The organism is Yersinia sp. Marseille-Q5920 (genome assembly GCF_946902935.1).
In the GTDB taxonomy this organism is placed as follows: domain Bacteria; phylum Pseudomonadota; class Gammaproteobacteria; order Enterobacterales; family Enterobacteriaceae; genus Yersinia; species Yersinia rochesterensis.
This window is the reverse complement of record NZ_CAMPQA010000014.1, coordinates 94,718-109,519: the sequence shown is the minus strand read 5'-3', so window position 1 is coordinate 109,519 and position 14,802 is coordinate 94,718. Positions and strand designations below refer to the sequence as shown.

Below are 14,802 nucleotides of genomic sequence, written 5' to 3'. Positions count from 1 at the left end.
TGTATTAATTTTGATAGTGTGATACTTGTCACTAAATATTGTTTGCTGTCTAATTTTTTATTACTACAATTAATATCTAATGGATTTAAGAATTAAAATTCTTTATTTATTTTCGTGCAAATAATTGCTATTTATAATTAGTGCGGACGTTATAGATATAGGAGAATTTTTATCTTGGTCTAATGGGGTAAAATTACATGCTCAATAGAATTGTTATTGTCGGTGGTGGCACTGGCGGTACTATTTTAGCTAATTTATTAGCAGCTAAATTGCATCGAGATATTCTTGATAATAAAGTTGAGTTAATACTTATTTCTGACTCTCCGGTTCACTACTATAAACCCGCTTTTATGTATGTCGCTTTTAATTTGTTTTATAAGCAAGAGTTGGAACGTTCACAACAAAGTTTATTGCGGCCAGAAGTCAATTTCATTGTCGATAAAGCGGAGGATTTCGATTTATCTAAAAGAGAAATATCATGTCGCAGTGGGAAAAAATATAATTATGATTTTTTAGTGTTTGCAACAGGGTGTATCCCTCGCCCGAATAGAATTGAAGGCCTGGCTGAAGCGGGCGATCATTTTTATCAATATGCGGCTTCCCGTCAATTGGCTGATAAATTAGCTAAAATAGAGAAAGGCCGTATTCTTATCACGGTCTCATTCCCGCAAACACCTAATGTACCCCATCAATGTGGCATTGCTCCGATAGAAACTACACTGATGTTGGATGACTATCTCCGCCGTCGTGGGGTGCGTAATGCCATTGAAATTGCTTATACCTATCCCACAGTTTCTCAGCTTTTGCGTAATTGCCTTTTTTTACAAAGGCCTACGGGAGAAGTTCTACCCAATATTTTTGCAGCTAAAGATATCAAACATCAGCGCGGTTTTACGCTGCAAAAAGTCGACCCCGATAAAAAGATTGCCTATTCCGCCGAGGGAGACGAGCAACCCTTTGATATATTGATGAGTACTCCGCCGATTACGGCTGTGGATGTTGTGCGTAACACCGGATTGAGTGAATGGGATAACGGGGAGGGTTGGTTACCGACTGACCATCAAACTCTGCAAGTCTATGGGCAGCCGGGGGTCTATGTTATTGGTGATACCGTTGACTTGCCGATTAGCAAAGCAGGCGGTTCCTGTCATAATCAAGCGCCTGTTATTGCTGACAATATTGTCTCTGAACTGCGCATCGGCTATCCCACCAGTTACTATGATGGAAAAGTACAAGCACTGGCCCAAATGGGGCTGAATGCGGGTATGCCACTGTGGTACGACTACCGTAATGATGTGATGCCAACACCACCGACCAAGATGGGGGGAATGCTGCGTAATGGTTTTAACCGTGGCTTATATTGGGCCACTGTCCGTGGTCTTATTTAATAAGGGAAAATATGAGCGAACATCAATCAGATGAAAATCATGTTGATAAAGCAATAGCGCCTGAGGTCGATTTCACGGAATTGCTCAATAAGTTACAGCCCTTATTAGCGGGAGGACGGTTCAATAATGTAGTAGATATGTTGTCATTATTCTCTGATGTGATTGATATTGCAGATAATGCTTTAGTTGAGAAACTTTCTGGCATATTCGAAGGTATTGTTTCTGTCGGTTGGGAAAGTGGCAATGCATTAAGAATGGCAAATACTGAGCTGAGACTTAATCAAGAAACTGTTAATTATCGTTCGTTGTACTCTTTATTTCGTGATCGTGACACGCTAGTCGGGATTACCTTATTATTACGGACGTTACAGATAATCGGTCAAAGAATTAATGCCACAAAAATACCGCCGCCATAAAGTCATAAAACTGTTTTTATGAGGACATATTAATATCGATGCAATCAGAAAGTCTTTTTCTACCCGAGCTATACATTATGGTGATAATCCGCCAGAGAATTTAGGCGCATTACCGCCACCGGTTTATATAAGCGCTACATTTCCAAGCGCTGAATATGGCGGGGCTTGTTTTGCCGGAACAGAAAAAGGTTATTTTTACTCAAGAATCAGTAACCCAACATTATATTTATTGGAGCGCCGTATTGCCATACTGGAAGGCGGCATGGCGGCGTGGGTCGCTTTTTTGAACGCGCTTCAGCTCATTTATCGTGCAGCCAACTTGGGCGACGGTGAAATATTAGCGCAGCATCCAGTCAGCATGATGCACTCCTCTTATACCCCCGAAGAGCGGCGTCAACATTTAATTAGCGATGGGTTAACCTGCTATTTTACAGATTAACCTATTGTTATCACTTGCTTATTTTGCCGAGAATAATCTGAATATCGCTTATAAGTCCCGCCTGAATCACATCTCTTGCACTGCTGCCGTGCAGATAACTTATCAGCCGTTATCCTTAATGATTACTTGAATGATTCAGCAACAATGCATAAAGGAAGATAACCAATGAAATTGAAATACTTACTGTTACCGGCGATGCTTTTCTCCAGCAGTTTATTGGCGGCAGATGTTACCGTCACATTGAATGAAGCTCTGCCAACTGGCAATGGAAAGGCGCTGGGTACTGTTACTGTGACCGAAACGCCTTATGGTTTACTGTTTACGCCAAATCTGACCGGGCTGGTTGCGGGTATTCATGGTTTCCATCTCCATGAGAATCCAAGTTGTGCTCCGGGGCAGAAAGACGGTAAAGCTGTTCCCGCATTGGCTGCGGGCGGCCATTTCGATCCGCAAAAAACCGGGACGCACCTTGGGCCTTATAGTGATAAAGGGCACTTGGGTGACTTGCCGGGGTTGGTGGTCAATGCCGATGGCACTGCGACTTACCAAGTATTGGCTCCACGTCTGAAATCGTTATCAGAGGTGAAACAGCATGCGCTAATGATTCATGCTGGTGGTGATAACTATGCCGACCATCCCATGCCTTTGGGGGGTGGTGGTGCGCGAATGGCTTGTGGTGTCATCGAGTAACGGCCTGATACAAACAAACTGGTAGCCTCGGTGTTGCCAGTTTGGTCGCAGCCAGGGAATCTGCGATAATCACGTATTGGTTTGAATGACGATAGAGATGCTAATGCAGTACCCGATTAATGAAATGTTCCAAACCTTGCAGGGCGAGGGTTACTTCACCGGCGTACCGGCGATTTTCGTGCGTTTGCAGGGTTGCCCAGTTGGTTGTAGCTGGTGCGACACCAAACATACCTGGGAAAAAGCGGCCGATCGGGAAGTCGATATGCAGCGCATCATGGTAAAAACGGCGGAAAGTGATGTTTGGGGAACGGCCAGTGAACAGCAGCTACTGGATATCTTCCGTCAACAAGGGTATACCGCTCGTCATGTGGTGATAACCGGCGGTGAACCGGCTATTTACGATTTGCTCCCTTTAACATCACAGTTGGAGCAAGCCGGTTACAGTTGTCAAATTGAAACCAGCGGTACTCATGAAGTGCAGTGTTCCGCCACCACGTGGGTGACGGTTTCGCCAAAAGTGAATATGCGTGGTGGCCTAAAAGTATTGCCACAGGCATTACAGCGCGCAGATGAAATTAAGCATCCGGTGGGGCGTTTACGGGATATCGAAGCACTAGAAGCACTGCTGGTAACATTGACGGATGACAAAAAGCGGATTATTGCTTTGCAGCCGATTAGTCAGAAAGAAGAAGCCACCAAGCTCTGTATTGAAACTTGTATCGCCAAGAATTGGCGGCTGTCGATGCAGACACATAAGTATTTAAATATCGCTTAATCCCCTTCGGCCTTGTCGCTGCAGCTGTGTTGCGGCGTTCATTTACCCGAATCACTGACTTATGTAAGCTCATCGGGGTTCATTTACTTGCGGCCTTGCTGTAACGCCAATGACTTTGGGGATCAATTTTATTCACCGCGATTTATTACCCGCGATAAACACAACCCGCCGAACAGGTCTCTTTTACCATGACGGCGCTGAGTTCTGGTAATTGCGGTTTAAGCTGTTGCCAAATCCAACAGGCCAGCACTTCACTGGTCGGATTCTCCAGACCGGGAATGTCATTCAGATAGTGATGATCCAAACGTTCCCAAATTGGCTTGAATGCAGCCTTGAGATCAGCAAAGTCCATCACCCAGCCGGAGTGAGCATCAACTTCACCTGTGACCTCAATACGGACCATAAATGAATGGCCGTGCAAACGACCGCATTTGTGGTCCTCTGGGACATGAGGCAACAAATGGGCGGCTTCAAACTGAAAATCTTTAAATAGGGTGGTGCTCATCATTCTGACCTTATTGACTCAAAAACCGCCGCATAGTACCCGAAAGCATGGATACTGGCTATGAATGCACGTAACTGTGTGCCCTATTGGCTTAGATGAACTTTGCTTGTCTTCACGTATTCCACTGATTTTTATACAGATATAATTAATTTGTGATGAGATGTCAGTGGGTGAAAATTTCCTAATAAGTTGAACACTTTAACTCATATCTATTACCTGAAAAACCACTTAGTCGTTTTGGTTATTTATTATTTCCATTGCTTCTTTAATTGTTATTATCGGGATGGTTAATCTTACAAACTATCAAGACTTTTGAGCGCAAACTGTTCGCACTAATAGCTGTCCGTGCCTACCGTGGCTAAGCATAAAGGAATTAGTACTGCAATGACGACTCAGGTTCCTCCTACTTCTTTACTCCCGTTATCGCCGGAGCAGTTGGCCCGCTTGCAAGCCGCGGTTGGTGAGTTTTCTCCCACCCAAATGGCCTGGTTATCTGGCTACTTCTGGGGCATGGTTAACCAACAACCTGGCGCGGTTATTGCTCCTGTTGTGGCCGCTCCAGCAACGGCGATTACCCTGATTTCTGCTTCCCAAACCGGCAATGCGCGGCGTTTGGCTGAACAGCTACGTGACGATCTTTTGGCCGCCAAGCTTAATGTCAATCTGGTTAATGCCGGTGATTATAAGTTTAAACAAATCGCGCAGGAACGTTTGCTGGTGATTGTTGCTTCCACCCAAGGTGAAGGCGAACCAGCCGAAGAGGCCGTGGCGCTGCATAAGTTCTTATTCTCTAAAAAAGCGCCTAAATTGCCAGAAACCGCCTTTGCGGTGTTTGGCTTAGGCGATACTTCCTATGAGCATTTTTGCCAGGCGGGTAAAGATTTCGACAACAAATTGGCTGAGTTGGGGGCGCAGCGGTTAGTTGAGAGAGTGGATGCTGATGTGGAATATCAAGAATCAGCACAACAGTGGCGACAGCAGGTTGTTGCGGCCTTGCAAGCCAGAGTGCCAGCCCAATCAACAGCGGCGGCGGCGGCCACAAAAAGTGGTGTGGTCGATGAAATTACCTCTAGCCCTTATAGCAAAACCGCGCCACTTACCGCGCAGTTATCGGTACAGCAAAAAGTGACGGGGCGTCATTCTGAAAAAGATGTGCGCCACATTGAAATTGATTTAGGGGACTCCGGGCTGCGCTATCAGCCGGGTGATGCTCTGGGGGTCTGGTTTGATAATGACCCTGCATTGGTCGACGAGTTGCTGGCGCTATTGTGGCTTAAAGGTGATGAGCCGGTCAGTATTGATGGGCAGAATATATTGGTGTCGCAAGCGCTGCGTAGCCATCTTGAACTGACGCAAAATACCACGGTGATTGTCGATAAATACGCCGCACTGTCCCGTGATGAGAAATTGATTGCTTTGCTGGCGGATAAACCGGCGCTGCAACACTATGCGAAGAACACTCCGATTGTGGATATGGTGCGTCAGGCCCCCTCTGATCTCAATGCCGATCAATTGGTTGCACTGTTGCGGCCACTAACTCCTCGCCTCTATTCCATTGCTTCCTCACAAGCTGAAACTGAGAATGAAGTGCATATTACCGTCGGTGTGGTGCGCTATGAGATTGATGGTCGTCCACGTACTGGCGGTGCTTCGGGGTATCTGGCGGATAGATTGGCGATGGATGACGATATTCGCATCTTTATCGAACATAACGATAACTTCCGTTTACCGGCTAACCCAGAAACGCCAGTGATAATGATTGGGCCGGGAACCGGCATCGCGCCGTTCCGCGCCTTTATGCAGCAGCGCGAAGCCGATGGAGCCACAGGCAAGAATTGGCTACTTTTCGGTAACCCACATTTCACTGAAGATTTTCTCTATCAGGTTGAATGGCAGCGCTATGTCAAAGACGGCTTACTGACCCGCATTGATCTGGCTTGGTCGCGCGATCAAGCCCATAAAATATATGTACAAGACAAACTGCGCGAACAAGGTGCAGAACTGTGGGACTGGATCCAACAAGGTGCCCACATTTACGTCTGTGGCGATGCCAACCGCATGGCGAAAGACGTTGAGCAAGTTTTACTGGACGTGGTGGCTCTGCACGGCGCGATGGATGCTGAGCAGGCTGATGAATATTTAAGTGAGCTGCGCCTGGCGCGCCGTTATCAGCGGGATGTGTACTGATGAATGAAAAACACCCAGGGCCATTAGTTATTGCTGGAAAACAGGTCGTGACTGGAAAGCTTTCTGACGGCGAGCGCATGAAGTCACAGAGCAATTTCCTTCGCGGGACTATTGCAGAGGACTTGAATGACGGGCTGACCGGCGGCTTCAACGGCGATAACTTCCTGCTGATCCGCTTCCACGGAATGTATCAGCAAGATGACCGCGATATCCGCGCCGAACGGACGGAACAGAAGCTTGAACCTCGTCATGCCATGATGCTGCGCTGCCGTTTGCCCGGAGGGATTATTACCCCGCAACAGTGGCTAGGAATTGATAAATTTGCTGCGGATAACACTTTATACGGCAGCATCCGTATCACTAACCGCCAGACATTCCAGTTTCATGGCATTCTGAAAGGAAATGTGAAACCAGCCCACCAGTTGCTCAATCAATTGGGCTTGGATGCATTGGCGACGGCAAACGATGTTAACCGTAACGTACTCTGCACCTCGAACCCGGTGGAGTCAGTGCTCCATCAGGAAGCCTACGAATGGGCGAAGAAGATTTCTGAACATTTGTTACCACGTACCCGTGCTTACGCTGAAATTTGGCTGGATGCAGAAAAAGTCGCGACCACGGATGAAGAACCGATCCTCGGTGCGACTTATTTGCCACGTAAGTTTAAAACTACAGTCGTCATTCCGCCGCAAAATGATGTCGATCTCCATGCTAATGACCTCAACTTTGTTGCGGTGGCGGAGAAAGGTAAATTGGTCGGTTTTAACGTGTTGGTTGGCGGTGGGCTATCCATTGCTCACGGTGATAAGAATACTTACCCACGTAAAGCCAGTGAATTCGGCTATATCCCGTTGCAACATACTTTGGCTATTGCAGAAGCGGTGGTGACCACCCAACGTGACTGGGGCAACCGCACTGATCGTAAGAATGCTAAAACCAAATATACGCTAGAGCGCGTCGGTGTTGATGTGTTTAAGGCCGAAGTTGAAAAGCGCGCGGGTGTGAGTTTCTCTGCCATCAAACCTTACCAATTTACTGGCCGCGGTGATCGTATTGGCTGGGTAAAGGGCATCGACAAAAAATGGCATTTGACCTTATTTATCGAAAATGGCCGTTTGCTGGATTACCCCGGCCGCAGTCTGAAAACCGGCGTGGCGGAAATTGCTAAAATCCATCAGGGCGATTTCCGTTTAACTGCCAATCAGAACCTCATTGTGGCGGGGGTACCGGAAAAAGACAAAGCGCGCATTGAAGCATTGGCCCGTGAACACGGCTTGATGGATGACAATGTCAGCCCGCAGCGTGAAAATTCGATGGCCTGTGTTTCGTTCCCAACTTGCCCATTGGCAATGGCGGAAGCTGAACGTTTCTTGCCGGAATTTGTCACCCGTATTGAAGGTATTTTGCAGCAACATGGTTTGCCTGATGAACATATTGTGATGCGCGTCACCGGCTGCCCGAATGGTTGCGGCCGTGCTTTGCTGGCTGAAGTTGGGCTGGTGGGGAAAGCTATGGGCCGCTATAACCTGCATCTGGGCGGCAACCGCGAAGGCACGCGGATACCGCGCATGTATCGTGAAAACATTACCGAAGATGAAATCCTGGCGATTACCGACCAGTTAGTCGGGCGTTGGGCTAAGGAACGCCATACTGATGAGGGTTTCGGCGATTTTGTTATTCGTGTCGGTGTTATTGCTCCGGTGATAGATTCAGCCCACGACTTTTATGATGTTCAGGAGGCGGTGTGAGTCAATTCAATCTCAATGAACTTAATGCGCTGCCGAAAGCGGAACAAGCCGCGGCATTGGCGCTGGTTAATGGGCAACTGGAGCATTTAACCGCGCAAGAGCGCGTCAGTTGGGCATTAGAAAATCTGCCCGGTGAGTTTGTGCTCTCTTCCAGTTTTGGTATTCAGGCGGCAGTTTGTTTGCATTTGGTGACGCGGCAGCTCCCTGATATCCCGGTGATCCTCACGGATACCGGCTATCTGTTCCCGGAAACTTATCAGTTTATTGATTCTCTCACTGAAAAACTTCAGCTTAATTTGCAAGTGTTTCGTGCCCCTCAAAACCCCGCCTGGCAAGAAGCTCGCTATGGCAAATTGTGGGAACAGGGTGTTGAGGGGATTGAGCGCTATAACGACCTGAATAAAGTTGAGCCGATGAACCGCGCACTGGAAACTTTAGGCGCTCAAACTTGGTTTGCGGGCCTGCGCCGTGAGCAATCGGGCAGCCGGGCAAAGTTACCGGTTCTGGCGATTGCACGCGGTGTTTTCAAATTGCTCCCTATTATTGATTGGGATAACCGCCAAGTTTATCAGTATTTGACCCAAAATGGTCTGAGTTACCATCCATTGTGGGAGCAGGGTTATTTATCTGTCGGCGATACCCATACAACCCGTAAATGGGAGCCGGGTATGAGTGAAGAAGAAACGCGCTTCTTTGGCCTAAAACGTGAATGCGGTCTGCATGAAAGCTGAATGTGACAGAGAGATAAAAGGGCGCTCATAGCGCCCTTATTTTTTGCGGCAAAAAATTATTTTTTAGCGCCAGCTAACGTTTGTATCAGCGGCAACAATATCTGCACCGTGTTATGTGTGCGTTTAGTGATGCGGCCGGGCAAGAACTTATCCAGATAATTTAAGTTATCCAGTTGGCTTTGATGGCGGGTGGTTCCTTGAGGGAAATGCTTGCTGATAGCCCGTTGCTGGCAGCCATCTTGATTTCCTAACGTGTAGTTACTGGCCTCAATGGATAACACCGCTATTCCGGCGGCATCAAAAGCATTTTTCTCTGCCTTACAGGGGGAGGTTACCAGGCCTTTTACTGTGGAGGCCGTAATACCATAGCGGCGAGCCAGTGTTAGCGCTTGATCCTTTGCAGTAATGGCAGCGGGCTGATTATTGGCATTAAAATAGAGACGATCGCCGGTGATCAGATTATCCAAATTGATCACCAACAGTGTATTAGTTTTCTCTGTTGGGCTCATTCGTTGCAGATAATTTTCTGTTCCTTGCGCACCAATTTCTTCAGCACTGAGCGCGACAAAACGTAAATCATAGCGCAGCGGCGTTTTTTTGAGGCGCTCCGCCAGTTCCAGCATTACCCCTACACCCGCCGCATTATCATCAACACCTTGCAGTGTTAAACCACCCAGATTTTTATCTAAATCTTCGTCGCTTTGTGGGGTGTAAGTATCAAAGTGCGCCATGATGATTATCTGTTTTTGATCATCCGCTTTGTTGGCCGCATCCTCTTTATCTGTTGATATATTTCGGGCAGCAATCACTGAAGTGGCACTGATATTTCGCCAGTTTTGTTTACCATTTTTACTGGTATAGAGATAACGGGTATTAAACCCCCGCAAATTACTCTGATAGCCCATCTGCTGAAAACGGTGATTAATATATTCAGCAGCCAGCAATTCCGCTGGGCTGCCCGCCATACGGCCCGGAAAGTAGGTGCTGATGTGGCGAACTTGTTGTTCAGCTATTTGACCGATGGCTGGCGATGTCGCTGCCTGAAGTGGCAGGACGGCAGTTAAACTCAGTGTAAATGTTAAACTCAGCGTAAAGAGTGCCCACTTTAGGCGACGGCGGGAAAACATACTGAAATATCCTTGTTAAAGTCAGAGCCACACCTACTGGCATGGACAACGCGGTATAGTATGAAACTCTCCGGGGAAATAGACAATTTGTATACTTCCTAAAGTGCGGATATTTATGTCACCAGATAAGAAAATTAGTCACAGTGATGATCAACCAGCATAGCTGGGAACCCTGTCATCACGCCTATATATCATTATGGAACTTGTAATTACTTTTAGTCATTTCATAAGGCCATAACCCCCCCCTATAGTCACCCTACGCTTATTATGTAATTGAAGGATGCTGTGGACTATCTACCTCTTTTTGCCGACTTGAAACGCCGCCCTGTATTGGTTGTTGGCGGCGGTGAAGTTGCTGCGCGAAAAATTGACTTACTCCACCGCGCGGGCGCACAGGTGCGGGTAGTGGCACAGACTCTCTCATCTGAACTTGAACAACAATCTCAGGATGGCCGCATTCACTGGCTGGCATTAGATTTCTTGCCCGAGCAGCTGGATGAGGTATTTCTGGTGATTGCGGCCACAGACGATACTGCGCTGAATGCAGCGGTTTTCGCGGCGGCAGACAAGCGGCATCTGCTGGCGAATGTGGTGGATGACCAACCTCGTTGCTCGTTTATCTTCCCGTCGATTGTCGACCGCTCTCCGCTGGTGGTGGCGATTTCCTCCGCCGGTCAGGCACCGGTTTTGGCGCGTATCTTGCGCGAGAAATTGGAAGCCTTATTGCCCAGCAGTTTAGGTGAGATGGCGGCTATCGCCGGGCGCTGGCGTGGCCGGGTTAAGCTACAAATCGCTTCAATGGGTGAGCGCCGCCGTTTTTGGGAAAATGCTTTCAGTGGCCGCTTTGCCAGTTTTGTCAGTCGTGGTCAGTTAGCCCAAGCTGAAGAGGAACTGCAATTGTCATTGGAAGGGCAGAGCATCTCTCAGGGGGAAGTTGCCTTGGTGGGGGCTGGCCCCGGTGATCCTGGTTTATTGACCTTGCGCGGTCTGCAAGTGATTCAACAGGCTGATGTGGTGCTGTTTGACCATTTGGTCAGCCCGGAAGTGCTGGATTTAGTGCGCCGTGATGCTGAACGGATTTGTGTTGGCAAACGCGCGGGGGCGCATTCGGTCACTCAGGAAGAAACCAATCAATTACTGGTCACATTGGCACAACGCGGGAAACGGGTGGTGCGGCTAAAAGGCGGCGATCCTTTTATCTTTGGTCGTGGCGGTGAAGAGCTACAAGTTGTGGCGCGTGCGGGCATACCCTTTCAGGTGGTGCCAGGGGTGACGGCGGCGAGCGGGGCGACAGCTTATGCTGGAATTCCTCTGACTCACCGTGACCATGCACAAAGTGTGACATTTATTACCGGGCATTGCCGCGCCGATGGCGATGATTTGGATTGGCAGGCGCTGGCCCGTGGTCATCAGACTTTGGCCATCTACATGGGCACGGTGAAAGCGGCTGAAATCAGTCGGCAATTAATCACCCATGGCCGAGCCAGCACTACGCCAGTGGCAGTGATTGGCCGGGGCACCCGTGCTGATCAGCAAGTTCTGACCGGCACACTGGCAGAGCTTGAATTACTCGCGCATCAGGCCCCGACACCAGCCCTGCTGGTCATCGGGGAAGTGGTGGATTTACACCACCAAATTGCCTGGTTTGGGCAACAACCGCAGACTGAACAGGCCATCAGCCCGTCAGTCGTGAATTTGGCATAAAGGATCTGTTATGGACGAAAAACGACTCACTCATTTGCGGCAATTGGAGGCGGAGAGTATCCATATCATCCGTGAAGTGGCCGCTGAATTCGGTAACCCGGTGATGCTCTATTCCATCGGCAAAGACTCTTCTGTGATGCTGCATTTGGCGCGTAAAGCATTTTTCCCCGGTCATTTACCTTTCCCGTTATTGCATGTGGATACCGGTTGGAAATTCCGTGAAATGTACGAATTCCGTGACCGCACCGCCAAGGCATTTGGCTGTGAATTATTGGTGCATCGTAACCCGGAAGGGGTGGCAATGGGCATTAACCCCTTTATCCACGGTAGCGCCAAACACACTGATATCATGAAAACCGAGGGGCTGAAGCAAGCGCTGAACAAATACGGTTTTGATGCCGCTTTCGGTGGCGCGCGGCGGGATGAAGAGAAATCCCGCGCCAAAGAGCGTATTTATTCGTTCCGTGACCGCTTCCATCGTTGGGATCCAAAAAACCAGCGCCCGGAGCTGTGGCACAACTATAACGGCCAGATTAACAAAGGCGAAAGTATCCGCGTCTTCCCGCTGTCCAACTGGACTGAGCTGGATATTTGGCAATATATCTTCCTGGAAAAAATCGACATTGTGCCGTTGTATCTGGCGAAGCCCCGCCCTGTGGTGGAGCGCGACGGGATGCTGCTGATGGTGGATGACGACCGCATTGACCTACAGCCGGGCGAAGTGATTACTCAGAAAATGGTGCGTTTCCGAACCTTGGGCTGTTGGCCACTGACCGGCGCGGTAGAGTCTGAGGCGGAAACCTTGCCCGCCATTATCGAAGAGATGCTTATCTCGACCACCAGTGAACGTCAGGGTCGAATGATCGACCGCGATCAATCCGGCTCCATGGAGCTTAAAAAGCGTCAGGGATATTTCTGAGGAGCGCCCGATGAGCACAAAATTTCAAGATCAATCTGTATTTCAAGACCAATTGAAAACAGAAAATCAGTCGATTTTAGAAAGTAACTCGATGATTTTAAACAATACTTCTATCGCCCAGCAAATTGCTAATGAAGGCGGGGTAGAAGCTTATCTGCATGCCCAGCAGCACAAAACCATGTTGCGCTTTCTGACTTGCGGCAGCGTGGATGATGGCAAAAGTACGTTAATTGGCCGTTTACTGCATGATACCCGCCAGATTTACGAAGATCAGCTCACTACGCTGCACACTGACAGCAAGCGTATTGGTACACAGGGTGAAAAACTGGATCTGGCTTTGTTGGTGGATGGTTTGCAGGCCGAACGTGAGCAGGGCATTACTATTGATGTAGCTTATCGTTACTTCTCCACTGAACAGCGCAAATTTATCATTGCTGATACCCCAGGGCATGAGCAATACACGCGCAATATGGCGACCGGCGCTTCGACCTGTGATTTGGCGATTTTGTTAATTGATGCCCGTAAAGGGGTATTGGACCAAACTCGCCGCCACAGCTTTATTGCCACGCTATTGGGTATCCGCCATTTGGTGGTGGCAGTGAATAAGATGGATTTGGTCGATTATCAGGAAAGTGTCTTCGAGCAGTTTAAAGAAGATTACCTGAGTTTTGCTCAGCAGTTACCCACTGATTTAGATATTAAATTTGTCCCGCTATCGGCGCTGGATGGCGACAATGTGGCCTCGCCAAGTGAGAAAATGAATTGGTATTCCGGCCCGACGCTGCTTGAAGTGCTGGAAAGTGTTGATGTGGTGAATGCCAGTCGCCAACAGCCGCTGCGTTTCCCGGTGCAATATGTAAACCGACCAAATCTGGATTTCCGAGGTTATGCTGGCACCTTATCTGCCGGTATCGTGCGGGTCGGGCAAAAAATAAAAGTGCTGCCCTCTGGTGTGGAATCCACCATTGCACGGATTGTCACTTTTGATGGCGATTTGGCCCAGGCAATGCCCGGTGAAGCCATTACATTGGTGCTGACAGATGAAGTCGATATTAGCCGTGGTGATTTATTGGTTGATACCAGTGAAACCCTAAAAACGGCGCAAAACGCGCTGGTGGATGTGGTGTGGATGGCGGAGCAACCACTGGTGGTCGGGCAAAGCTATGACATCAAGATTGCCGGGAAAAAGACCCGTGCGCGGGTTGAAAATATCCAATATCAGGTCGAAATCAACTCATTGACCCAGCGGGTAGTCGAAAGTTTGCCGCTGAATGGCATTGGTTTGGTTGAATTGGCGTTCGATGAGCCGCTGGTGCTGGACAGCTATCAGCGTAATCGCGATACCGGCGGCCTGATCTTTATTGACCGGCTGAGTAATGTCACTGTTGGCGCAGGGTTGATCCGTGAAACGCTGGAGTCGGTCTATCAGGAAAACAAAGAATTCAGTGAGTTTGAATTGGAATTGAATGCATTGGTTCGCCGCCACTTCCCACATTGGGGTGCGCGTGACCTGTTAGGGGGGAAATAACGTGCATGCTGATCAGGTGACGCCAGCCGACGAAAATATCGTCTGGCACCCCCATGCCGTGACCCGAGAAGATCGTGAACAACAGCACGGGCATCAAGGTGTGGTGCTGTGGTTTACCGGCTTATCGGGTTCCGGAAAATCTACTTTGGCGGGGGCATTGGAGCAGGCGCTGTTTGCCCGCGGTGTTAGCACTTACTTACTTGATGGCGACAATGTACGCCACGGTTTATGTCGTGATTTGGGCTTTTCTGATAGCGACCGGCGCGAGAATATCCGCCGGGTCGGGGAAGTGGCTAAATTAATGGTGGATGCCGGTCTGGTGGTGTTAACGGCGTTTATTTCCCCTCATCGGGCAGAACGCCAAATGGTGCGAGATATGTTGGCATCAGGCCAGTTTATTGAGGTGTTTGTGGACACGCCATTGGCGATTTGCGAAGCCCGCGACCCGAAAGGATTGTATAAAAAAGCCCGTGCCGGAGAGCTGAAAAATTTCACCGGTATCGACTCTGTTTATGAATTTCCTGAGCATCCTGATACTCGCTTGCAAGGTGAACAATTAGTAACAAATTTGATTGAACAATTGTTAGACGTGCTGCGTGGTCGAGCTATTATCAAATCCTAATATAGCTGCTGGCAAAACGTCCT

At 48.7% G+C, this 14,802-nt stretch carries 13 protein-coding genes and 1 pseudogene; 12 read left to right on the top strand and 2 right to left on the bottom strand.

Annotation, left to right across the window (positions count from 1 at the left end):
- Positions 1–197: 197 nt before the first annotated feature.
- The 5 genes and pseudogenes from OVO64_RS17790 to queE all read left to right on the top strand — a co-directional run bounded on the left by OVO64_RS17790 (position 198) and on the right by queE (position 3,708).
- The gene (locus OVO64_RS17790; protein WP_145509432.1) at positions 198–1,388 is read left to right on the top strand and encodes an NAD(P)/FAD-dependent oxidoreductase; all 1,191 of its coding nucleotides are present in this window, start codon (positions 198–200) and stop codon (positions 1,386–1,388) included.
- An 11-nt stretch (positions 1,389–1,399) separates the two neighbouring features.
- On the top strand, positions 1,400–1,804 hold the full coding sequence (locus OVO64_RS17785) for a hypothetical protein (protein ID WP_080723397.1): 405 nt from the start codon (positions 1,400–1,402) through the stop codon (positions 1,802–1,804).
- A 34-nt stretch (positions 1,805–1,838) separates the two neighbouring features.
- Positions 1,839–2,108 (top strand): annotated as a pseudogene (locus tag OVO64_RS20570) (PLP-dependent transferase); the annotation flags it as partial.
- Positions 2,109–2,408: 300 nt separating this feature from the next.
- Positions 2,409–2,933 (top strand): superoxide dismutase family protein, encoded by a 525-nt coding sequence (gene sodC / locus OVO64_RS17775; protein ID WP_038636149.1) that lies wholly within the window; start codon positions 2,409–2,411, stop codon positions 2,931–2,933.
- 103 nt (positions 2,934–3,036) lie between these two features.
- Complete coding sequence (gene queE / locus OVO64_RS17770; protein ID WP_038636146.1) at positions 3,037–3,708, top strand: 7-carboxy-7-deazaguanine synthase QueE; 672 nt, start codon at positions 3,037–3,039, stop codon at positions 3,706–3,708.
- Between the two features lie 145 nt (positions 3,709–3,853).
- On the opposite strand, the gene queD is transcribed toward queE, so the two are convergent.
- Positions 3,854–4,213 (bottom strand): 6-carboxytetrahydropterin synthase QueD, encoded by a 360-nt coding sequence (gene queD, locus OVO64_RS17765; protein ID WP_038636143.1) that lies wholly within the window; start codon positions 4,211–4,213, stop codon positions 3,854–3,856.
- Between the two features lie 384 nt (positions 4,214–4,597).
- Between queD and cysJ the strand changes: the two genes are divergently transcribed.
- Genes cysJ through OVO64_RS17750 form a run of 3 tightly spaced genes read left to right on the top strand, consistent with a single transcriptional unit; the run spans position 4,598 to position 8,879 of the window.
- The gene (cysJ, locus tag OVO64_RS17760; protein WP_038636140.1) at positions 4,598–6,400 is read left to right on the top strand and encodes an NADPH-dependent assimilatory sulfite reductase flavoprotein subunit; all 1,803 of its coding nucleotides are present in this window, start codon (positions 4,598–4,600) and stop codon (positions 6,398–6,400) included.
- Complete coding sequence (gene cysI, locus OVO64_RS17755; protein ID WP_038636138.1) at positions 6,400–8,148, top strand: assimilatory sulfite reductase (NADPH) hemoprotein subunit; 1,749 nt, start codon at positions 6,400–6,402, stop codon at positions 8,146–8,148. The genes cysJ and cysI overlap by 1 nt, the downstream gene beginning before the upstream one ends.
- On the top strand, positions 8,145–8,879 hold the full coding sequence (locus OVO64_RS17750) for a phosphoadenylyl-sulfate reductase (protein ID WP_038636136.1): 735 nt from the start codon (positions 8,145–8,147) through the stop codon (positions 8,877–8,879). The genes cysI and OVO64_RS17750 overlap by 4 nt, the downstream gene beginning before the upstream one ends.
- A 56-nt stretch (positions 8,880–8,935) precedes the next feature.
- Here OVO64_RS17750 and OVO64_RS17745 read toward each other — a convergent pair whose 3' ends face one another.
- Positions 8,936–10,006: an aminopeptidase gene (locus OVO64_RS17745; protein WP_050292263.1), complete on the bottom strand. Its 1,071-nt coding sequence runs from the start codon at positions 10,004–10,006 to the stop codon at positions 8,936–8,938.
- Between the two features lie 285 nt (positions 10,007–10,291).
- Between OVO64_RS17745 and cysG the strand changes: the two genes are divergently transcribed.
- The 4 genes from cysG to cysC are packed head-to-tail and all read left to right on the top strand — an operon-like array spanning position 10,292 to position 14,779.
- Entirely contained in the window at positions 10,292–11,710 is a 1,419-nt protein-coding gene (cysG, locus tag OVO64_RS17740; RefSeq protein ID WP_050292261.1) for a siroheme synthase CysG, read from the top strand.
- Between the two features lie 10 nt (positions 11,711–11,720).
- The gene (gene cysD / locus OVO64_RS17735) at positions 11,721–12,629 is read left to right on the top strand and encodes a sulfate adenylyltransferase subunit CysD (RefSeq protein WP_038636128.1); all 909 of its coding nucleotides are present in this window, start codon (positions 11,721–11,723) and stop codon (positions 12,627–12,629) included.
- Between the two features lie 10 nt (positions 12,630–12,639).
- Positions 12,640–14,157, top strand: a complete 1,518-nt coding sequence (cysN, locus tag OVO64_RS17730) for a sulfate adenylyltransferase subunit CysN (protein WP_186377389.1) — start codon at positions 12,640–12,642, stop codon at positions 14,155–14,157.
- A gap of 1 nt (position 14,158) precedes the next feature.
- Positions 14,159–14,779, top strand: coding sequence for an adenylyl-sulfate kinase (gene cysC / locus OVO64_RS17725; RefSeq protein WP_120011128.1), 621 nt, complete (start codon positions 14,159–14,161; stop codon positions 14,777–14,779).
- The last annotated feature ends 23 nt before the right edge of the window (positions 14,780–14,802 follow it).